The 19,422-nt window shown below is 64.0% G+C and carries 19 protein-coding genes and 1 pseudogene; 15 read left to right on the top strand and 5 right to left on the bottom strand.

Going from position 1 to position 19,422, the window contains the following annotated elements; genetic code table 11:
* Positions 1-26 precede the first annotated feature (26 nt).
* The 5 genes from HMPREF2822_RS04605 (at position 27) to HMPREF2822_RS04585 (ending at position 3,374) form a co-directional block, all read left to right on the top strand.
* Positions 27-596 (top strand): hypothetical protein, encoded by a 570-nt coding sequence (locus HMPREF2822_RS04605; RefSeq protein WP_070521567.1) that lies wholly within the window; start codon positions 27-29, stop codon positions 594-596.
* Positions 596-1,288 (top strand): tRNA (adenosine(37)-N6)-threonylcarbamoyltransferase complex dimerization subunit type 1 TsaB, encoded by a 693-nt coding sequence (gene tsaB, locus HMPREF2822_RS04600; RefSeq protein WP_070521562.1) that lies wholly within the window; start codon positions 596-598, stop codon positions 1,286-1,288. The genes HMPREF2822_RS04605 and tsaB overlap by 1 nt, the downstream gene beginning before the upstream one ends.
* Positions 1,285-1,821, top strand: a complete 537-nt coding sequence (locus HMPREF2822_RS04595) for a GNAT family N-acetyltransferase (RefSeq protein ID WP_070521559.1) — start codon at positions 1,285-1,287, stop codon at positions 1,819-1,821. Before tsaB ends, HMPREF2822_RS04595 begins: the two co-directional genes overlap by 4 nt.
* A complete protein-coding gene (gene tsaD, locus HMPREF2822_RS04590; protein WP_070521556.1) occupies positions 1,815-2,867 on the top strand; it encodes a tRNA (adenosine(37)-N6)-threonylcarbamoyltransferase complex transferase subunit TsaD in 1,053 nt (350 codons plus the stop codon). Before HMPREF2822_RS04595 ends, tsaD begins: the two co-directional genes overlap by 7 nt.
* Positions 2,868-2,945: 78 nt before the next feature.
* Positions 2,946-3,374, top strand: coding sequence for a hypothetical protein (locus tag HMPREF2822_RS04585; RefSeq protein WP_010189475.1), 429 nt, complete (start codon positions 2,946-2,948; stop codon positions 3,372-3,374).
* Positions 3,375-3,408: 34 nt separating this feature from the next.
* Here the strand turns inward: HMPREF2822_RS04585 and HMPREF2822_RS04580 are convergent, their stop codons facing one another.
* Positions 3,409-4,044, bottom strand: a complete 636-nt coding sequence (locus HMPREF2822_RS04580) for a response regulator (RefSeq protein WP_070521553.1) — start codon at positions 4,042-4,044, stop codon at positions 3,409-3,411.
* A complete protein-coding gene (locus HMPREF2822_RS04575; protein ID WP_070521551.1) occupies positions 4,041-5,171 on the bottom strand; it encodes a sensor histidine kinase in 1,131 nt (376 codons plus the stop codon). Before HMPREF2822_RS04575 ends, HMPREF2822_RS04580 begins: the two co-directional genes overlap by 4 nt.
* Before the next feature lie 112 nt (positions 5,172-5,283).
* On the opposite strand from HMPREF2822_RS04575, the gene HMPREF2822_RS04570 reads away from it, so the two are divergent.
* From HMPREF2822_RS04570 to HMPREF2822_RS04550, 5 genes and pseudogenes are all read left to right on the top strand, one after another.
* Complete coding sequence (locus HMPREF2822_RS04570; protein WP_070521548.1) at positions 5,284-5,889, top strand: ABC transporter ATP-binding protein; 606 nt, start codon at positions 5,284-5,286, stop codon at positions 5,887-5,889.
* Positions 5,873-7,147 (top strand): FtsX-like permease family protein, encoded by a 1,275-nt coding sequence (locus tag HMPREF2822_RS04565; RefSeq protein ID WP_070521546.1) that lies wholly within the window; start codon positions 5,873-5,875, stop codon positions 7,145-7,147. Before HMPREF2822_RS04570 ends, HMPREF2822_RS04565 begins: the two co-directional genes overlap by 17 nt.
* 140 nt (positions 7,148-7,287) lie before the next feature.
* The gene (gene groES / locus HMPREF2822_RS04560) at positions 7,288-7,587 is read left to right on the top strand and encodes a co-chaperone GroES (RefSeq protein WP_167595557.1); all 300 of its coding nucleotides are present in this window, start codon (positions 7,288-7,290) and stop codon (positions 7,585-7,587) included.
* Positions 7,588-7,605: 18 nt separating this feature from the next.
* Positions 7,606-9,228, top strand: a complete 1,623-nt coding sequence (gene groL, locus HMPREF2822_RS04555; RefSeq protein ID WP_070521544.1) for a chaperonin GroEL — start codon at positions 7,606-7,608, stop codon at positions 9,226-9,228.
* A 149-nt stretch (positions 9,229-9,377) separates the two neighbouring features.
* Positions 9,378-11,650 (top strand): annotated as a pseudogene (locus HMPREF2822_RS04550) (excinuclease ABC subunit UvrA).
* Between the two features lie 222 nt (positions 11,651-11,872).
* On the opposite strand, the gene HMPREF2822_RS04545 reads toward HMPREF2822_RS04550, so the two are convergent.
* On the bottom strand, positions 11,873-12,172 hold the full coding sequence (locus HMPREF2822_RS04545; protein ID WP_070521542.1) for a WhiB family transcriptional regulator: 300 nt from the start codon (positions 12,170-12,172) through the stop codon (positions 11,873-11,875).
* Between the two features lie 348 nt (positions 12,173-12,520).
* On the opposite strand from HMPREF2822_RS04545, the gene HMPREF2822_RS04540 reads away from it, so the two are divergent.
* Both HMPREF2822_RS04540 and HMPREF2822_RS04535 read left to right on the top strand, forming a co-directional pair.
* Positions 12,521-13,138, top strand: a complete 618-nt coding sequence (locus HMPREF2822_RS04540) for a sigma-70 family RNA polymerase sigma factor (protein ID WP_070521539.1) — start codon at positions 12,521-12,523, stop codon at positions 13,136-13,138.
* Positions 13,139-13,256: 118 nt separating this feature from the next.
* The gene (locus HMPREF2822_RS04535; RefSeq protein ID WP_070521536.1) at positions 13,257-14,096 is read left to right on the top strand and encodes a hypothetical protein; all 840 of its coding nucleotides are present in this window, start codon (positions 13,257-13,259) and stop codon (positions 14,094-14,096) included.
* Between the two features lie 85 nt (positions 14,097-14,181).
* Here the strand turns inward: HMPREF2822_RS04535 and HMPREF2822_RS04530 are convergent, their stop codons facing one another.
* Positions 14,182-14,556: a DUF5319 domain-containing protein gene (locus HMPREF2822_RS04530; protein WP_070521533.1), complete on the bottom strand. Its 375-nt coding sequence runs from the start codon at positions 14,554-14,556 to the stop codon at positions 14,182-14,184.
* A gap of 149 nt (positions 14,557-14,705) precedes the next feature.
* Between HMPREF2822_RS04530 and guaB the strand changes: the two genes are divergently transcribed.
* Positions 14,706-16,220, top strand: a complete 1,515-nt coding sequence (guaB, locus tag HMPREF2822_RS04525) for an IMP dehydrogenase (RefSeq protein WP_070521530.1) — start codon at positions 14,706-14,708, stop codon at positions 16,218-16,220.
* Between the two features lie 9 nt (positions 16,221-16,229).
* On the top strand, positions 16,230-17,390 hold the full coding sequence (locus tag HMPREF2822_RS04520; RefSeq protein WP_070521525.1) for a GuaB3 family IMP dehydrogenase-related protein: 1,161 nt from the start codon (positions 16,230-16,232) through the stop codon (positions 17,388-17,390).
* Positions 17,391-17,437: 47 nt separating this feature from the next.
* On the opposite strand, the gene HMPREF2822_RS04515 is transcribed toward HMPREF2822_RS04520, so the two are convergent.
* The gene (locus HMPREF2822_RS04515) at positions 17,438-18,418 is read right to left on the bottom strand and encodes an EamA family transporter (RefSeq protein ID WP_167595540.1); all 981 of its coding nucleotides are present in this window, start codon (positions 18,416-18,418) and stop codon (positions 17,438-17,440) included.
* A gap of 74 nt (positions 18,419-18,492) precedes the next feature.
* Here HMPREF2822_RS04515 and HMPREF2822_RS04510 point away from each other — a divergent pair, with 74 nt between their 5' ends.
* Positions 18,493-19,419, top strand: coding sequence for a LysR family transcriptional regulator (locus tag HMPREF2822_RS04510; protein ID WP_070521519.1), 927 nt, complete (start codon positions 18,493-18,495; stop codon positions 19,417-19,419).
* Positions 19,420-19,422 lie beyond the last annotated feature (3 nt).

Genomic DNA, 19,422 nt, shown 5'->3' with positions numbered 1-19,422 from the left:
CCCGCGTGAGGAGCTAAAACACCTTTATGAACAAGCTTGGTCAATTCATCACCACTGTCGTTATCGGCGGCTTCGCCGTATTCCTTGCCGCCCTCATCGTGCTGCCGATGGTCCGGCCAGCGCAGGCGGAGACGAAGGAGCCGTCGACAGTCGCCCAGTCCCTGAGCGCGTACCCGAAGAACCTGGACTTCGCCATGTTTATCCCGCAGGATGTGTACGGCCAGGAGTGGGGTGCGGTCGCCGCCGTCTGCCCGGGTGCCACCGAAGATCAGCTCAAGAAGGGCGGCGTGGAGACGAAGAACCTGAACATTGACTTCGCAGACGGGGCCGTGCCTGATGACGTGAACTACATCTTGCTGGCTTCGCAGACCGGTGAATTCAAGGCGGAGAAGCTCCCGCGCGCACAGGTGGACCTGTGTGATGGTCTGCTGCAGCAGCTGAAGTCGCCGGAAGCAGCCAAGCAGGACATCCCGCCGCTGCTGCCGTTCCAGCAGGGCCAGCCGCTGCAGTTTATTCGCGATACCCAGGATTACGTGGAGCAGATGGGTAAGAACAACCCCGACTACGTCGACACCGACTGGCACCTCGCAGGCTAATGAAGGTTCTTGCACTCGATACCGCCACCACGGACCTGGTGACGGGCATCGTTGATACCGACACCGGGGAGAGTATCGACCGCGTCATTAGCGGCACGCGCGCTCACAACGAGCAGCTCATCCCCGCTATCGAGGAGCTGCTTGCCGACGCCTCCCTGACCTACTCCGACCTCTCCGCCATCGTCGTCGGCACGGGGCCCGGACCGTTTACCGGCCTGCGCGTGGGCATGGCTACCGCTTCCGCTCTGGGGGTGGCTCTTCACCTGCCGGTGCATGGCGTGTGCACATTGGATGCCATCGCGCACGGGCGCACGGGGGAGTGGCTGGTGGCAATCGACGCCCGCCGCAAAGAGGTCTACTGGGCCACCTACGCCGACGGCAAGCGTCTCAGCGGCCCGAACGTGTCGAAGCCGGAGGCTCTGGAACTGGGCGCCGCTGGGCTCTCGAGCCCGGAGACCACGCGCCTAGTGTTCCCGGAGTCCATCGCCCCACGCTTGCCGGAAGAGATCGCCGGCCTTCCCCGCGAGTGGGCTACCCCGCGCGTGGCGGGACTGGTTGCCTGCGCTGATCTTTCTGCCGAGCCCGCGCCGCTCGTCCCGCTGTACCTGCGGCGTCCCGATGCCGTGGAGCCGAAGGCGAAGCCGCGCTCGGCCGCTTTGGTCGGCGGCATCGGGGAAACACCGGCATCATGAGGCTGCGTCCGCTCGTGCTTGAGGACGCACCCCGCTGCGCCGAACTAGAAAAAGTACTCTTCCCCGGTGAAACTCCCTGGCCGGCGCGTGCCTTCGAGCAGGAAATCGCGGCGGGGCACACAACCTACTGGGCGGTTGACGCAAGCGTCAACCGCGATGACCACAACGACAACCGCGATGACCACAACGACAACCGCGTGGGCCATAACGTCAACCGCGGCGAAGCTCTCGGCTACGCCGGCGTGGGGCGGATGGGGCCCGCGGCGTGGCCGGAATACGAAATCCGCACCATCGGCGTCGACCCGGCGGCTCAACGGCAGGGCATCGCGCGGCTGATGATGGATGCCATCGTCGAGCTTGCAGATTCCCACGACGCGCCCATCTTCCTTGAGGTTCGCGTGGGCAACGATCCGGCCATTCGCCTCTATGAGGCTTATGATTTTGTCATCAACGGCCTGCGCCGCAACTACTACCAGCCCTCCGGCGCGGACGCCCACACCATGTACCGACCACGAAAGAGTGAGAGATGTTAATCCTCGGCATCGAGTCCTCCTGCGACGAAACCGGCGTGGGAATCATCGAGCTGTCTGACAACGGCCACATGGAGATCCGCGCCGACGTCGTCGCCTCCTCCATGGAGCAGCACGCGCGCTTCGGCGGCGTGGTGCCGGAGATTGCCTCCCGCGCCCACCTCGAAGCGATGCCGCAGGTGATGAAGGCAGCGCTGGAGGAAGCGGGCGTCGAGAAGCCAGATGCGGTGGCCGCCACCGTGGGGCCGGGACTGGCCGGCGCGCTCCTCGTCGGGGCGTCGGCAGCCAAGGCCTTCGCCTCCGCGTGGGGCGTGCCCTTCTACGGCGTCAACCACCTCGGCGGGCACGTCGCGGTGGCCAACCTGGAGGGCGATGAGCTTCCGCACTCGGTGGCGCTGCTCGTCTCCGGCGGCCACACCCAGCTGCTCGAGGTCGAAGCCGTGGGCAAACCCATGAAGGAACTGGGCACCACGCTTGACGACGCCGCCGGCGAAGCCTACGACAAAGTCTCCCGCCTGTTGGGGTTGGGGTATCCGGGAGGGCCGGTCATCGATAAGCTGGCCGCCCAAGGCGAGCCCACCATCGATTTGCCGCGTGGTTTGTCCAAGGCCGAGGACCTGCGCGGGCCCAACCGCCACAACTTCTCCTTTTCCGGCCTCAAAACGGCAGTAGCGCGCCACGTGGAAAAAGCCGAGCGCGAGGGCGCGACGGTCCAGGTTGAGGACCTGTGTGCCTCCTTCCAGGAGGCGGTGGCAGATGTGCTGACCGCCAAGGCCGTGCGCGCCTGCCAGGACACTGGCGCCAAGGTACTGCTGCTCGGCGGTGGCGTGGCGGCGAATTCGCGGCTGCGCGCACTGGCGGCGAAGCGCTGCGAATCCGCGGACATCGAGCTGCGTGTGCCGCGCTTCAAGCTGTGCACCGATAATGGCGTGATGATCGCGGCGGTGGCCGCCCAGCTCATCCACGAAGGCGCAGAACCCTCCGGCCTGGCATGCGGGACCGATACACAGCTTGAGGTGGAAGTGCCGCTCGTGGCTGCTGCGCGCTAGCGGATGCGCAACCCCCAGGGTGCAGGTAGTGTGATGACCGATAATTGCCTCGCTCGCACATAAGGAGCTCACACCGCTATGACCACTGGATTCCTCGTTAACCCCGATCTGTCCCGCCGCACCATCGAGTTTGAGCTCGAGCACGCAAATCAATTCCTCGGCGGCACCACCGAGGATCGTGTCTCTGTGGCCTTCCAGGATGATGGCCAGACCTACGCGGCGCTGTTTAACCCGAACGCCAAGGCTGAAGGCGCCGACCCGAACCCGGTGGCTTCCCTGGCGCGCAATGCAGCTGCGACCGGCAATTCCGCCTTCTTGCAGGACCCAATCCGTTCCATCTGCGGTCCGGTTATCTTCGTTGCTGCCGACGGTGACGACAAGAACATCGACGAGGTCGCCGAGGCCGTGGAGCACGGCATCCGCGCGGTGAAGAACTACCGCGAGGACAACCCGGAGGAGTACCAGCTGTGGCGCGCGGCTGTGCTGAACTCCCACCGACAGGTCTAATTCCAGCCCTTGTTTGTAGGGCCTCAGCGCTTTTCTAGCGCTCGGTGTGGCGCAGCCATGCCAATACGGCCTTCACCCGCCGGTTGGAGTCCTCGGGTCGAAACCCGAGCTTTATAAATACATTGGAGACATGCTTGCTTACTGCTCCGGAGGTAAGGACGAGCGTGTCTTCAATGTCTTTATTGCTCAATCCTTGGGCCATAAGCCCCAGTACCTCCCGCTCGCGAGCGGTGAGCCGGGCTAGACCAGTGTGCCTTGCAGAAAGCAGCGCCGTGACCACCTCTGGGTCCACCACGGTGCCGCCGCGGGCGACATCGTCAAGCGTGCGCACGAATTCTTCAACATCAGAAACGCGCTCCTTGAGTAGGTACCCGAATCCGCCGTGCTCCAGGAGGCGGTCGAGATAGCTTGCCGCTACGTATTGGCTCAGCACCACCACGGGTTGGGTGGGGTCGGCTGCCCGCAGATCGTGCACGGCTTGAAGCCCGTCATCGGTCATCGTGGGCGGCATGCGCACATCGCTGATAATGAGGTCGAAGTCTTCCTGCACTGCGATGGCGCGCAGTGCTTCGGCATCTGTGACCGCCGTGACGCTATGACCGAGAGCACCGAGTAGTTGCTCCAGACCCGCGCGCAGGAGCGCGGAATCTTCTGCGAGTAGTAACTTCATTCCGCCTCCTTCAGCGGTAGTTTGACCAGCAGCTGGCCGCCGCCTTTACCCGTAGCATTGGTGCTATCAGCACCAAAGGTTACTGTGCCGCCGAGTGCAGCAGCACGCTCACGCAGCCCGGCGAGGCCCGTGCCCGAACCCACAGCTGCACTCTCACCGTCCGGCTCTTTGGCCGTGGGGCCCATGCCATTATCTACGATTTCTAGGCGCAGCATATCCCTAAAAGCGACCGTTACCACGGCTTCGGTGGCTGCGCCGTGTTTAGAGGCGTTTGTGAGCGCCTCGGCGACTGCATGATAGGCCAGCAGTGCTGTGGTCTCGTCTATCGAGCTCTCAGCGCCCTCTACGCGAAGTGTGGTCTCAAGCCCGGAATGGGCGAGTAACTCGTCGAGGGCGGGGATAAGCCCGTCGTCGAAAAGCACCTGCGGCGCAATGCCACGCACTGTCGCCCGCAATGAAGCCAGAGCCAAAGAGGCATTATGTTCTGCGTCAGTCAAGGCCTGCTGTGCCTGGGGCGGGGCTTGTAGTTTTGCCGCGGCCAAGTTGAGCTTGAGCGCAGTGAGGTACTGCTGCGGGCCATCGTGCAGTTCGCGTTCGATGCGGCGGCGCTCGCCGGAGAAGGCATCGATAAGCGTGGCACGCGAGGCCGCCATTTCCTCGGCCGAAGGACTCAATGCCAGTCGGGTCAGCGAGACCGACGCTGAGACCAAGAGGCGGTTGAGACCTACCAGTAACAACACAAGCAACAGAGCAGCCAGCCAGCAGGTTAAGAAAATAAGCGGTCGGTTGGAGGTGGACCACTCGCCAACGGAGAACTCGGCCTTAGGTACGAATGGCGCTATCGCTAGCACACCCGCTGTGAAACCCAGGGCCGTCCACGCGGTAAAGCATGCAGTCGAAATCAATAACTGCAACACGAGGTGATAGAACTGCTGCCAATCAAACCATCGATCTGCGCGCCGGGGTGGAATTTCCACGCCCATCCACTGCGCGCCCAACCGGCCGACAAGTTCCGCGGCGCGACCCACCAACGGGATCCACGGCAGCATCAGCACCGAAATCACCAAGGTTGGGATACACAGCATGCCGAGGAGGAGGCTCCACGCACAGGCTTTGAAGGTTCGCATAGTCTTCGACCCTATCCGCCATGCCGGTGGAAGGGCAGTGGAGCTAGCTCCACCATTTTTCGGGCAGCCCGCCCCATGTCATTGTTGTGCGTGGCCGAGTGGAATCAAAGGCATGTTAAAAGCAGAAAACCTTAGTAAGCGCTACGGCCGCCGCACCGTGCTCAATCGCGTCAATGTGTCTATCGCCCCAGGCGAATTCGTTGCCATCATGGGGCCATCGGGAAGCGGCAAAACCACGCTCCTGAACCTGTTATCCGGGCTCGATAAGCCCACTTCCGGCCGAGTCAACGCGCCGGGGCGCAAGCAGCGTGCATTTGTATTCCAAGACTACAACCTGCTGGAATCCCTCAACGCGCAACGCAATGCCACCTTGACGGCGCGCTTTTCCGGCCGGCGCCCTGCACGCGGCCGTGTGGCAGAGGTCTTCGATTCGCTCGGTCTCGCTGGATTGGAGAGCCGCCTGCCCGCACAGCTTTCTGGTGGGCAGCAGCAACGCGTGGCTGTCGCCCGGGCATTGCTGGCCCAAGCGCCCTATATCTTCGCTGACGAGCCCACGGGCGCGCTTGACGACGCCACCGCTTCCACCGTCCTTTCCCACCTTCACGCCGTTGCCCGCGATGGAGCCAGCGTGATCATGGTGACTCACTCGCACCTTGCCGCCGAGGCGGCCGACCGGGTCATTTCCTTGGAGGAGGTGGCCCATGCTGGTGTGGCTTAAGGACTTACAGTCCAATTGGCTATCGTGGCTGGCCGTAGCGCTGACCCTGGTGGTGTCTTCCACCTCGTGCACCCTAGCGCTAGCCATGCTGGTCGCTTCCCCCGGAGCCGAAGAAAACCCCGCTGGGCCTCTGGGCGGCACAGTGCTGGGCATGTCACTGTGCGTGGTAGTGCTGGTGACGCTCTCGCAGATGCGCCTTATCATCGCTGAGCGCGAGCCGGTCTACCGTTCCTGGCGCATGGTGGGCATGCCTGGGTGGATGATCCTGATTTTCATTCTGGGCCAAGTCGCGGTGGTCAGCGCGGCCGCCGGATTTCTTGGTGTGCTGCCGGCCCGTCCACTGCTCGCGCCGTGCGTGCGCGCCCTGCGCAGCGACGGCATCCCTTTGCCAGACATTGCGATTACAGGCCAGGTCGTTGGTATTGCGATAGTTGTCTGCATGTCCGCGGCCCTAGTCGGAGCGCTGCCTCCACTGCGCCGAGTCTTTCGGCCGCACGCCACCGCACACCCGGCGTGGCTCATGGTGAAATTCCTGCTCGCGTCCGTTGCTGTCGGCAGTACGGTCTATGGATGCCTACACATCGATGATCCCGGCGACCTCCTCTCGGCCGAGATGGGCTTGGTCATCCTTGTCGCGCTCTTTTTGCCCTGGCTTATGCCCGTCCTGGATCAATGGACCCGCGCGGCCGGCATCGCTGGGGCTAATGTGCGCGTGCGCCGAAGCTTTTCCACCCCGCACATCGTGCCGTGGGTGCTCGTCGGCGGCTTTATCGTCGCCGTCGGCTCGGGCCTGCGCTTTGGGAACGACGCAGGCGCCGGAGGCACCCTGTCCTCGTGGCAGGCCTTCCTCGCCCTTTTGGGTCCAGTCTTCGCACCTAGCATCGTGGGCGCCGTGCTTACCTCGCTGCTTATGCACGGGCGCATCGCGGCCGATATTCGTGGCCTCACCTTGGCGGGCGCCGCCCCCTCGGCCTGGGCGCGCGTGCAAGTGGGGGAGGCGGCGTGCCTCACCCTGACTGCGGCCGGCGTGGTCTGGGCGCTGTGTTTGGCGACGCTCCTCCCACTCCACCGCCTCCTTACCCCACAAGAGGCACTCGGTCGGACAATCCTGGAGGAGCTGTGGTGGCCGTCCTTCGCCGTAATATTCGGCGCAATGTTTATTGCCCTGGGCGTCGTCAAGCTGGCGTTGGCCGGCTTTGTACACACCCGAGTCGCGTCGTTCGCGGAGGGCGAACGGGTTAGCGGCCCACAACGTTGAGGGCTAGCAGTCGCGAGGGTAGAGTGCTAGGCAGGTTGTTTTGACCCACAGTTGTTCACCCGCGACGACGGCTGTGCTGGACACCCACAACCGGCACGCGCGCGTCCACGTGGACGCGCACTAGGAACACTTTGGAGGAAATCATCATGGCAAACATTAAGCCGCTGGAGGACAAGGTCCTCGTCCAGATCGTTGAAGCTGAGACCACCACTGCATCCGGCCTGGTTATCCCGGACTCCGCGAAGGAGAAGCCGCAGGAGGCCACCGTCGTCGCTGTCGGCCCGGGCCGCACCAACGACAAGGGCGAGGTCGTCCCGGTTGGCGTCAACGAGGGCGACACCGTCATCTTCTCCAAGTACGGCGGCACCGAGCTGAAGTACGACGGCCAGGAGTACCTCCTGCTGTCCGCTCGTGACCTGCTCGCTGTCATCGAGAAGTAAAAGTAGGCGATTAACCCTATGCCAAAACTGATTGCATTTGACCAGGAGGCCCGCGAGGGCATCCAGCGCGGTGTAGACACGCTTGCCGACGCCGTCAAGGTCACCCTCGGACCGCGTGGCCGCAACGTCGTGCTGTCCAAGGCTTTTGGTGGCCCGACCGTCACCAACGACGGCGTCACCATCGCCCGCGACATTGACCTCGACGATCCTTTTGAGAACCTCGGCGCCCAGCTGGTGAAGTCCGTGGCCGTCAAGACCAACGACATCGCCGGTGACGGTACGACTACCGCCACCTTGCTGGCTCAGGCTCTCGTCTTCGAAGGCCTGCGCAACGTGGCAGCCGGCGCTAACCCCATCGAGCTGAACAAGGGCATCGAAGCGGCGGCTGAGAAGGTCGTCGAGGAGCTCAAGAAGCGCGCTACCCCGGTGAACTCCTCCGCGGAGGTCTCCCAGGTTGCCACCGTTTCCTCCCGCGATGCGGAGGTCGGCGAGATGGTTGCTGGCGCCATGGACAAGGTGGGCAAGGACGGCGTCGTGACCGTCGAGGAGTCCCAGACCATCGAGTCCACCGTGGACGTCACCGAGGGCATTTCCTTCGACAAGGGCTACCTCTCCCCGTACTTCGCGACGGAAGAGGAGACCTACAACGCCGTGCTTGACGACGCCGCAATTCTCCTCGTCCGCAACAAGATCTCCTCCCTGCCGGACTTCCTGCCGCTGCTGGAGAAGATCGCGGAGTCCTCGCGCCCGACCCTCATCATCGCTGAAGACATCGAGGGCGAGCCGCTGCAGGCGCTCGTGGTGAACTCCATCCGCAAGGTCCTCAAGGTCGCCGCCGTGAAGTCCCCGTACTTCGGCGAGCGCCGCAAGGGCTTCATGGATGACTTGGCTGTTGTAACCGGCGCTACCGTCGTCGACCCTGAGGTTGGCATCAACCTCAAGGAGGTCGGCCCGGAGGTGCTGGGTTCTGCCCGCCGCGTCACCGTGTCCAAGGAGGACACCGTGATTGTGGATGGTGCAGGTACCGCTGAGGCTGTCGAGGAGCGCCGCGAGCAGCTGCGCCGCGAGATCGAGCGCACCGATTCCACCTGGGATAAGGAGAAGCTCGAGGAGCGTCTGGCCAAGCTGTCCGGTGGCGTTGCCGTCATCCGCGTTGGCGCCGCTACCGAGACCGAGGTCAACGAGCGCAAGCTGCGCGTCGAGGACGCCATCAACGCCGCCCGCGCGGCCGTTGAAGAGGGCGTCATTGCTGGCGGCGGCTCTGCGCTGGTCCAGATCTCCCAGGAGCTCGAGGCTTTCGCCGAGGGCTTCGAGGGTGAGGCCAAGATTGGTGTGCTGGCCGTGGCCCGCGCGCTGACCCGCCCGGCCTACTGGATCGCTGAGAACGCAGGCCTGGACGGATCCGTTGTGGTCGCCCACGTTGCCGAGAAGGCCAACGGCGAGGGCTTCAACGCCGCCACCCTGGAGTACGGCAACCTGCTGGAGCAGGGCATCATCGACCCGGTGAAGGTCACCCACTCCGCCGTGGTCAACGCCGCCTCCGTGGCCCGCATGGTGCTCACCACCGAGGCTTCCGTTGTAGAGAAGCCCGCCGAGGAAGAGCCGGCACAGGCTGCGCACGCGCACGCGCACGCGCACTAAAACGTGCGTGCGGGAAACGTAGGTTTCCCGCGTGCCACAAGGGTTCCCGCATAGCCGTAAGGAAGGCCCGCTAACCCGCATATCTGCGGGGCGGCGGGCCTTCGCCGTGTCCGGGGCAGGACCCCGCCCCGTTAGTAGACTGCTGAGCCGTGGAACAAGAATTCATCACCGTCACCGGCGCCCGCGAAAACAACCTCAAGAACGTGGACGTGCGCATCCCTAAGCGCAAGCTCACTGTTTCACCGGTGTGTCCGGATCCGGCAAGACCTCGCTGGTCTTCGATACCGTTGCGGCTGAATCGCAGCGTCTCATCAACGAAACCTATCCCGGCTTCGTGCAGGGCTTCATGCAAGCCCCACCCCGCCCCGACGTGGACCGCTTGGAAGGGCTCACTGCAGCCATCGTCGTGGGTCAGGAGCCCATGGCGGCTTCCGCGCGCTCGACGTTCGGTACCGCCACCGACATCACCGGGCACCTCCGCGTGCTCTTCTCCCGCCTAGCCGAGCCCCGCGCCGGCGGCCCCGCGGCCTATTCCTTCAACGTGCCCTCCGCCTCCGGGCAGGGCGCCATCGAGGCCAATGGCGTCAAAGAGGTGCGTCGCTTCGAGCGCACCGGCGGCATGTGCCCGAGGTGTGAGGGAAGGGGGGAAGTGGGGGACGTCGACAAGCGCCAGCTCGTTGATGAAACTCTGACACTGAACGATGGCGCCATCATGTACCCCGGCATGAAGGTGGGCTCGTGGATGTGGCGCGCCTACGCCGAGTCCGGGCTGTACCCAGCCGACGTGCCGGTCAAGGAGTTCACCGAGGAACAGAAGCGGGACCTCTATGAGACCGAGACTAAGGTCAAGGTCGGCGGCATCAACATGAGCTACATGGGGCTGGTCACGCGTCTGAAAACCAACGTGCTGAGCAAGCCCGTGGAGTCCCTGCAAAAGCACATGCGGTCCTTTGTCGAGCGCGCGGTGGTCTTCATCGACTGCCCGGAGTGCCACAGCACGCGCTTGGCGCAGCACGCGCGCGAGTCCTACCTCAACGGCGTCTCCATCGCGGATGTCTGCGCCATGGAGCTTGCCGACGCCTCCGCATGGCTCCGCACCATCAACTCACCGCTTGCCGTGGCCCCGCTGCGTGGGTTGGAGGCCGCCCTGGATTTGGGGCTGGGCTACCTGACTCTGGCGCGCCCGACGGGAACGCTGAGCGGTGGCGAGGCGCAGCGCACGCGCATGGTGCGGCACATCGGGTCGGCGCTCACGGACGTCACCTATGTCTTTGATGAGCCCACCGCCGGGCTGCATCCGCATGACGTCACGCAGATGAATGAGCTTCTCCTGCAGCTGCGCGATAAGGGCAACACGGTGCTCGTGGTGGAGCACAACCCGGCGACGATGGCGATTGCGGATTGCGTCGTCGAGCTTGGCCCCGGCGCCGGAGTGGCGGGCGGCGAAATCCTTTCCGTCGGTGCCGCACCGTCCGTCAGCGGGAAGGTGGCGTTGAAGGATGAGGTGCGCGAGCCCACCGGCGCGCTGGAGATCCGCGGGGCGCGCCATAACAATCTCAAGGACGTCGACGTGGATATTCCACTGGGCGTGCTCACGGTCATTTCGGGCGTTGCGGGATCCGGAAAGTCATCGCTGATGGAATGCCTGCCGGACGACGACCGCATCCTCGTTGTCGACCAGTCTTCGTTGTCTGGCTCGCGGCGCTCAAACCCGGCCACCTACACCGGTGCGATGGACGCGCTGCGCAAGGCCTTCGCCAAGGCCAACGATGGGGCCACGCCGGGAATGTTCTCTTTCAACTCGGAGGGCGCGTGCCCGGCCTGTTCCGGCGCTGGCGTGGTGACCGTGGAGTTTGGTGCGATGGACAGCGCGGATGTGCCCTGCGAGGTGTGCGAGGGCCGCCGCTTTGCTGCCGACGTTTTGGGTTACGAGCTGGCGGGCAAGAACATCGCGGAGGTACTCGCGCTTCCCGCGGTTGAGGCCGTGGAGTTTTGCCGCGAGGCCAAAGTTACTGCTGCGAAGCGCGTGTACGAGCAGCTCGTTGCCGTGGGGCTGGGCTACCTGACGCTGGGGCAGCCGCTCTCGACGCTCTCCGGCGGCGAGCGCCAGCGGCTGAAGCTGGCGGTGCGGCTGTGTGACCGCAAGGCGACTGCGGACATCATCGTGCTCGATGAGCCGACGGTGGGCCTGCATCAGAAAGATATCGACACCTTGCTGCGCCTCTTTGACACGCTTGTCGACGACCACCTCACCCTCATCTGCGTCGAACACCACCGCGCCGTCCTGGCGCACGCCGACCACATCATTGATCTCGGTCCCGGCGCGGGCTCAGCCGGCGGCGAGGTTGTGGCGGCCTGCTCGCCGCGCGAGTTCCTCGACAAGGACACGCTGACCGCCCGCTACCTAGCGCAGGCGCTGTAAAAACTGGCGTCTTTCACCCGCTGCCCCTTGCCCGTGCTGGCTGTTGGATATCAGTGCAGGTGGGGGAGGGGCGTGATGCTACTTAAAGAAACTTCGCAAAAGGCCCGCTGCGCGACGGCCCACGGCGGGCTCATCCAGTGGGGAGAGCAGCCTTGTCGCGTCCAGCCAATAGAGGTGGTGGTTTGCCGTCCGACCCCAAGGCTGGGAGCTGGCAGAAGCGGACTAGGCGCCGACGGCCGCGTGGGTGCGACGAGAACGCAGGGCGACGACGCGCTCCGACTCGCTCATGCCGCCCCACACGCCGTAGGGCTCGCCGGAGGCGAGAGCGTGTTCGCGGCACATCTCGATGACCGGGCAGGTGCTGCAAATAGCCTTGGCGCGGTTCTCGCGCTGGGCGCGGGCGCGTCCGCGCTCGCCGTCCGGGTGATAGAACACGTCAGAGTTTTCTCCACGGCATGCGCCATGAAGCTGCCAATCCCAAAAGTCCGTATTCGGCCCGGGGAGCAGGAAGGACTGAGACACGTTCGATTCTCCTTTGCCAAAGATAGAGTGCCCAGGCGCGGGGCGCGTTGCGGGCACGCCCCCGTGAACGCCGAGGCGAAGTGAGACGAGATTGAAGTGTGTCCCCCTTGGGTAAACAGCGCGTTACGCAATGCTGACATGCAGGTATAACTGGCTGAAACTCCTCAACTGGAGCCCCTGTGACCTGCGCTTAAGGCTAAGATGAACGGTGTATGAACTTTTTCTAGTGGGGTCAAAGCTGGGGATGAGACCCGTCGTTTTGGGGTTTCGCCAAAAGGTTATGCCATGATGTTCATACAGAATATGAAGTAATGCATTAAGCAGAAGAGCAAAAGCAGAACGGCAAGGATGGCAGTGGCTACTCAGGCTACAGACGCGAGCGGCTCCTCAACGGCGGCGAAGCGCGACAGCGATAAGGAATTAGCGGACCTCGTTCCGCTGGCCGTCGACGGTAGCCGCCGCGCCCTCCAGCGCATCATGCGGATCATTCACCCGCAGGTCCTGCGCTATTGTCGCGCGCGCATCGGCGGCCACCGCCAGCCCACGGCGGAGGACGTGGCGCAGGAGATCTGTTTGGCGGTGGCGACGTCTATTGGCACGTACAAAGATAAGGGCCGCCCGTTTATGGCCTACGTCTATGGCATTGCTGCTCACAAGGTGACCGATGCCCACCGCGCCCTGAGCCGCGACCACACTCACCCCACGGAAGACCTTCCGGAGGATGCTGCTCAGGACGCTACCCCCGAAGAATCCGCCCTTGCCGTGGACGGTAGTAACAGAGTGCGGGCCATGCTCGATACGTTAAGTGACAAGGCCCGGGACATTATCATCTTGCGTGTGTTCGTGGGGCTGTCGGCAGAGGAGACCGCGGAAATTGTGGAGTCCACCCCTGGCGCAGTCCGCGTGGCGCAGCATCGTGCACTCGCGCAATTGCGCAAATCCCTCGATTCGCACGAGACGCAGTGAACCAACAATGTGAACCAGCAGAGTGAACCAGTAATTGGGCTAGCCCAGAGCTAGCAGTGAGCCATCGGCACTTGGCACCGACAAACTAATAATTCTCTAATAAGGAAGGGAGGTCATCATGGCAAAGAAGGACGAGCCTCAGCAGGGTGTCGCTGAGCAGCTGCAGCCCTTGGTTGATGATGATGCATTCCTCACTACTCTCTCCGAAGGAACAGATCCCTCCGATGGCGGTGATGAACTGGCGGGGCTTCTGCTGGAGCTGCGCGGGGACGTCGAAAAGCAGATGCCTCCGGCCCCTCTCATTGAGGGCGCGGAGGAAGAGCCGGAGATCATTTCCCTCGGCGCGGCACGCCGCCGTCGAAGCAAGCCTTTCATGCACGGACTCATCGGGGCGGCCGCAGCTACGCTGCTCATCGCAGGTACCGGCGCTGTGGTCGTCAACGCCGGCCCGGGATCTCCGCTTTACGGAGTGAACCAGTCGCTCTTCGGCGCGGACGAGCACGATGTGTCCGTAGTGGAGCTTGCCGGAACGCTCGATGAGATGGAGAAGCGTTCCGCCCAAGGCGACATGGATGGCACCCGCCAGTTGCTTGAAGAAGCCCGGAAGATGGTGGACCAGGCTAAGCGGGAACGTGAGGCAGAGGCCCCTCGTACCACGAAGCAGCAGCCCAGCGCCACGGTGACGCAGACGCAGACCGTGGAGAAGCCTGCCCCAGTGGAGGAGCAGCAGCCGCCGGAGCCGGAAACCGTAACGCAGACAGAGACTGCGGTTTCCACCGTCGTGGTGACCCGCACGGTTTCGGCGGGCAACCCGCTGAGCCCACCGGAGCAGAACCAGCCGGAGCCAGGCCAGCAGGGCGGCGATCAGGCAACACCTCCGCAAGGCGACAACTCCGACGGAGCTTCGGATGGCGCCACGGATAATGGCCAGCTCCCGCCGGCGCAATTCCAGCAATAAAACCACAAAGAACCTCTTCCCCCGCAACAGGAGGGAAGAGGTTCTTTCCGTTTAACGCGCGGTAGTTCTACCGCGCTGACCGCAGCTAGTAGCGCGAATCCATGCCGTCGAGATAACCCACCGCATAATCCCAAGGGACGTAGCGCATCGGGTCCGGCTCCGCGCCCGGCTCGTGCACGGGGGCTAGCTGGCCTGCCAGCGTGGCCTGCATGTTGGAGGCCATGATGTCCCACTCGTAAAAGTGGTTCTCCTCGCAGTCCTCGCAGAAAAAGAAGATGCCATCGATGCCGCGCGGGCTTAGCACGCGCGCAAACTCTTGGACCATGGCCAGATCGTGGATGACGGCGAGACGGTCCTCCTCGGACAGCGGCTCGACGTGATCATCCTCCTCGAGGAAGGAAGCTGGGTCGTTGGGGTCGTCCGCGAAAGGATCGCGGGGCATGTTGGCGAAAAAGTTCACGCCTGCGAGCCTATTGACTCCGTGCGCGCATGGCAATTCCCTATAGATACCTATTCCTCTACCCACGGCTACCACTACGGGGCGTCCACGCACTACAGTGAGGGCTACCGCATAAAACTATCTGGTCAGTTTAGGAGAGCCCCACCCTCATGAGCCACGTCCACACCGGCGGAGACAACCCCGACAAGATTGCACTCTACGGCCTTACCTTTGATGATGTCCTGCTGCTTCCGGCAGAATCCAACGTCGTTCCCTCCGAGGTGGATACCTCGGCGCAGTTTACGCGCAACATTCGCCTCGGCGTGCCCCTGGCTTCCGCCGCGATGGACACGGTGACCGAGGCCCGCATGGCCATCGGCATGGCGCGCCAGGGCGGCATCGGTGTCCTGCACCGCAACCTGTCAGTTGAGGATCAGGCCCAGCAGGTAGAGATTGTCAAGCGCTCCGAGTCCGGCATGGTGACCGACCCGGTCACGGCTTCCCCGGAGATGACCATCGATGAAGTCGATACGCTGTGCGCGCGGTTCCGGATTTCGGGCCTGCCGGTCGTCGATAAGCAGGGCACCCTCGTGGGTATCTGCACCAACCGTGACATGCGCTTCGAGCCGGATTTCTCCCGCAAGGTCTCCGAGATTATGACGCCGATGCCGCTCGTCGTGGCCAAGGAGGGCGTCAGCAAGGAGGAGGCGCTGGAGCTGCTGTCCGCCAACAAGGTGGAGAAGCTGCCCATCGTCAACGATGAGAACAAGCTCGTCGGCCTCATCACCGTCAAGGACTTTGTCAAGACTGAGCAGTTCCCCAACGCCTCCAAGGATGCTTCCGGGCGCCTGCTCGTGGCGGCGGGCATCGGTACCGGTGAGGAGTCCTACCAGCGCGCAGGCCAGCTTGTCGACGCCGGCGTGGACGTCCTCGTCGTCGACTCCGCCCACGCCCACAACAACCGCGTGCTGGAGATGGTCTCCCGCGTGCAGAAGGACTTCGGCGACCGCGTTGACGTCGTCGGCGGCAACCTGGCCACTCGTGCTGCGGCGCGCGACATGATTGAGGCTGGTGCCGACGCCATCAAGGTTGGCATTGGCCCGGGCTCCATCTGCACCACGCGTGTGGTGGCGGGCGTGGGTGCCCCGCAGATCACCGCCATCATGGAGGCCGCTGCGGTGGCCGGCCCGGCGGGCGTTCCGGTTATCGGTGACGGCGGTATGCAGTACTCCGGTGACATTGCCAAGGCGCTGGCTGCCGGCGCCGATACCGTCATGCTGGGCTCGATGCTGGCCGGCACCACGGAGGCGCCGGGCGATATCGTCGTGGTCCAGGGCAAGCAGTACAAGCGCTACCGCGGCATGGGCTCCATGGGCGCCATGCAGGGCCGCGGTCTGACGGGGGAGAAGCGCTCCTATTCCAAGGACCGCTACTTCCAGGCTGACGTCAAGAGCGAGGACAAGCTGGTGCCGGAAGGCGTGGAGGGCCGCGTGCCATTCCGCGGTGACATCGATGCCATCGTGCACCAGATTGTCGGCGGCCTGCGCGCCTCCATGGGCTACACCGGCTCCGCCACCCTGGCCGAGCTCAAGACCAAGCAGTTTGTCCAGATCACCGCCGCGGGCCTCAAGGAGTCTCACCCGCACCACCTTCAGCAGATCGTCGAAGCTCCGAACTACCGCTAAGGACTAATCATGCGCGATTACGTAGAAATCGGCGTGGGCCGTGAGGCTCGCCGCACCTATGACCTGAACCAGATCTCCCTGGTGCCGACTCGCCGCACCCGTTCCTCCAAGGACGTGGACACCTCATGGCACATCGATGCGTACACCTTCGAGGTCCCGTTTGTCTCGGCGCCGACCGATGCGCTGGCCACCCCCGAGTTTGTTATCGAGATGGGCAAGCAGGGCGGCCTGGGCGTTATCAACGCGGAAGGCCTGTGGGGCCGCCACGAGGATCTGGAGGGCGCGATTGCCCGCGTGACGGAGAACTACGGTGACCTGTCGACGCTGCAGGAGCTGCACGCAGCGCCCTTGAACGAAGAGCTGCTGGCCGAGCGCATCGCGCAGGTGCGCGATTCCGGCGTGACCGTGGCCGTGCGTGTCTCCCCGCAGCACGCCCGCGAGCTGGCACCCGTGGTTATTAAGGCCGGCGCAGAGTTGCTGTTCATCCACGGCACTTTGATCTCCGCTGAGCACGTGCAGACCGGTGGCGAGCCGCTCAACTTGAAGGAGTTCATCGGCTCGCTGGATACCCCGGTGATTGCCGGCGGCGTGGCGGATTACACCACGGCCCTGCACCTCATGCGCGCCGGTGCCGCGGGCATCATCGTCGGCTCCGGTGTGAACACCAACCCGGAGACCGTCGGCATTGATATCCCCATGGCGACGACCATCGCGGATGTCGCGGCCGCACGCCGCGATTACCTGGATGAGACTGGGGGCCGCTACGTGCACGTGCTTGCCGACGGCGACATCTTCACCTCCGCAGACATCGCCAAGGCCATTGCTTGTGGTGCCGATGGCGTCGTTCTCGGGCCAGTCTTGGCCCGCGCGGCGGAGGCTGGCGGCAAGGGCTGGTACTGGCCGTCCACGGCCGGCCACCCGCGTTTCCCGCGCGGCATCATCGAGCCGGTTGGCGTGGCTGGCGCCCTCCTCGGCACCGACGCTTCCGGCGTCGACGCTTCTGGCACCGCCGAGGACGCTTCAGCGACCTCCCTTGAAGTCGTGCTCCATGGCCCGTCCAACGAGCCGCTGGGTGAGTTGAACTTGGTCGGTGGGCTCAAGCGCGCGATGGCGAAGTGCGGCTACACGGACCTGAAGTCCTTCCAGAAGGTGGGCTTGGCCGTTCGCTAGCCCGCCCGTTGTAATGCTGCTCCGCTCAACAAAGCTCGGGGCGGAGTTTATGTCACCGCTCCAGTGGCCGTGGCGCTGGCCTCAGTGGCCGTAGCGTTAGAGTCGCTGGCGCGCGGTTTTGGGCGCCACGGCAGCCGGGGCTTCTTTAGGCGGCGTGGGCGCAGCGCCACCTTGCGGAATACCACGCGCCCGCGCGCCGGCACCATGGTTTGCAGTACCGAGGCCACCACGACCAGCCCGATAGCGGCCAGCTTAAGCTGGGAGGCTTTCTGGGAGAGCAGGAGCCAGCCAAAGAGAGCCGCGAAGACGGGCTCCAAAGCGATCAGGATGGAAAAGACGTTGGGGGCGAGCCTGCGCAGCGCAATGAACTCCAACGAATAGGGGATGAGCGAGGCCAGCACGCCCGTGCCTAGGGCGAGCATTAGGAGGTTTGGGTCGCTGGCCAAAGCCACCGCGCCGCGCCCGCCGACGGGCAGGAGCACGAGGCCACCGATGAGGAAGGCCACGGCCAAACCATCCTGCCCGCTAAAGAGAGCGCCCGCCTTCTTGCTGGCCAAGATATAGGCGGCCCACATCGCACCCGCGCACATCAAGAAGAAAACTCCACGCAGGTCGAGGGGGTCTCCGTTGAAGGAGTCCAACCCCAGCAGGCCCATGCCGATGAGGGCGAGGGCGACGCAGGTGGCGTCGCGAAGCGAGCGGGAGAGGCACGCCGCCAGCAGTAGCGGGCCGAGAAACTCGATGGTGACTGCCGGGCCCAGCGCGACGAGCTCGATGCCGGCATAGAAAAAACCATTCATCAGGCCCAGCGTGAGGCCGAAAATGGTGGCGGAGATCCACTTCTCGCGGCTCCACTCGCGCACGCGCGGGCGCGCGATGAAGAGCAGAATCACAGCGGCGAAGAGCAAGCGTAGCGAGGCGGTGCCCCAGGGGCCTCCAATGGGGAAAATCTGGATGGCGAGGCTGGCTCCGAGCTGGAGGGAAATACACGAGCCGATGACGCATAGAACGGCAAACGGATTGGTCATGCAGACCATTGTGGGGTGGGAAGAACTGTTAGTCTATCTACAGTTTTTAACACGTACCCGTTAGGGATTCTGCCATGTTGGACCTGCACCGCCTCCGCATTCTCTACGAGCTGCACCGCCTCGGCACCGTCACTGCGGTGGCGGAATCGCTGCGCTATACGCACTCGGCCATCTCCCAGCAGTTGGCGCAGTGTGAGAAGGACGTCGGCGTGGCGCTCTATGAAAAGGTCGGCCGGCGCGTGCGTTTGACGGAACAGGGAGAAATCCTGGCCTCCTACGCGGAGCGAATGCTCGCGTTGGCGGATGAGGCGGAGTCGCAGGTCATTGCGTCAACCAACGCGGTGCGGGGCACGATTAAGGTCACGACCTTTCAAACCATCATGTCCTCGCTGGTCCCGCGGGCGCTGACGGAGTTGGCCAGGGAGTACCCGGACCTGCGCGTGCAGATCATTCAGCGTGAAGCCGATGGCGCGATGGAGCTGCTGGCGCGCCGGGAGGTGGACCTCATCTTGGGTGAGGAGTACGAGTCGGACATGCCCGCCACGGATGAGCACACCCACCGGGAGCTGCTTCTCGACGACCCCCTCCGCCTCATCACCCCACTCACCGGGCCCTGGAGCGAGTTGCGCTTAGAGGATTTTGCAGCGCATGACGAGGAAATCCCCTTTGCCATGGACCCGGAGGAGTTTTTATTGGGGCGGTTCGTCCACCGGCTGTGCCGCAGGCATGGCTTTAACCCCAGCGTGCTCTATGAAACCCCGGACCCCTTTCTACATGCGCACCTGGTGCGCACCGGACACGCGGTGGCGGTGATCTCGGACCTTTTCCTCGACGAAATTGAGGGCGTGCGCGTGGTTTCCTTGCCTGGTAATCCCACCCGCACGCTCTACACCGCGGTGCGCGCCGGGCGCGAGGGACACCCCGCCTTGCGGGCGTTTCGGGCCGCGTTGAGCAAGGCGGCTGCCACCGCTAAAGATTTTGGGCCACTCCCTGCGGTCTAGGGT

Origin of the sequence: Corynebacterium sp. HMSC062E11, from assembly GCF_001811845.1 — a bacterium.
Lineage (GTDB): Bacteria > Actinomycetota > Actinomycetes > Mycobacteriales > Mycobacteriaceae > Corynebacterium > Corynebacterium hesseae.
The sequence above is the reverse complement of the archived record's forward strand: the minus strand, read 5'-3'. Positions and strand labels throughout refer to the sequence as shown.

Coding starts and splice junctions, on each gene's coding strand:
- HMPREF2822_RS04540 (WP_070521539.1), top strand. CDS start 12,521: ATGGCAGTGGCTACTCAGGCTACAGACGCGAGCGGCTCCTCAACGGCG.
- HMPREF2822_RS04585 (WP_010189475.1), top strand. CDS start 2,946: ATGACCACTGGATTCCTCGTTAACCCCGATCTGTCCCGCCGCACCATC.
- tsaD (WP_070521556.1), top strand. CDS start 1,815: ATGTTAATCCTCGGCATCGAGTCCTCCTGCGACGAAACCGGCGTGGGA.
- HMPREF2822_RS04575 (WP_070521551.1), bottom strand. CDS start 5,171: ATGCGAACCTTCAAAGCCTGTGCGTGGAGCCTCCTCCTCGGCATGCTG.
- groL (WP_070521544.1), top strand. CDS start 7,606: ATGCCAAAACTGATTGCATTTGACCAGGAGGCCCGCGAGGGCATCCAG.
- HMPREF2822_RS04520 (WP_070521525.1), top strand. CDS start 16,230: ATGCGCGATTACGTAGAAATCGGCGTGGGCCGTGAGGCTCGCCGCACC.
- HMPREF2822_RS04535 (WP_070521536.1), top strand. CDS start 13,257: ATGGCAAAGAAGGACGAGCCTCAGCAGGGTGTCGCTGAGCAGCTGCAG.
- guaB (WP_070521530.1), top strand. CDS start 14,706: ATGAGCCACGTCCACACCGGCGGAGACAACCCCGACAAGATTGCACTC.
- HMPREF2822_RS04580 (WP_070521553.1), bottom strand. CDS start 4,044: ATGAAGTTACTACTCGCAGAAGATTCCGCGCTCCTGCGCGCGGGTCTG.
- HMPREF2822_RS04515 (WP_167595540.1), bottom strand. CDS start 18,418: ATGACCAATCCGTTTGCCGTTCTATGCGTCATCGGCTCGTGTATTTCC.
- HMPREF2822_RS04565 (WP_070521546.1), top strand. CDS start 5,873: ATGCTGGTGTGGCTTAAGGACTTACAGTCCAATTGGCTATCGTGGCTG.
- HMPREF2822_RS04510 (WP_070521519.1), top strand. CDS start 18,493: ATGTTGGACCTGCACCGCCTCCGCATTCTCTACGAGCTGCACCGCCTC.
- tsaB (WP_070521562.1), top strand. CDS start 596: ATGAAGGTTCTTGCACTCGATACCGCCACCACGGACCTGGTGACGGGC.
- HMPREF2822_RS04605 (WP_070521567.1), top strand. CDS start 27: ATGAACAAGCTTGGTCAATTCATCACCACTGTCGTTATCGGCGGCTTC.
- HMPREF2822_RS04595 (WP_070521559.1), top strand. CDS start 1,285: ATGAGGCTGCGTCCGCTCGTGCTTGAGGACGCACCCCGCTGCGCCGAA.
- HMPREF2822_RS04570 (WP_070521548.1), top strand. CDS start 5,284: ATGTTAAAAGCAGAAAACCTTAGTAAGCGCTACGGCCGCCGCACCGTG.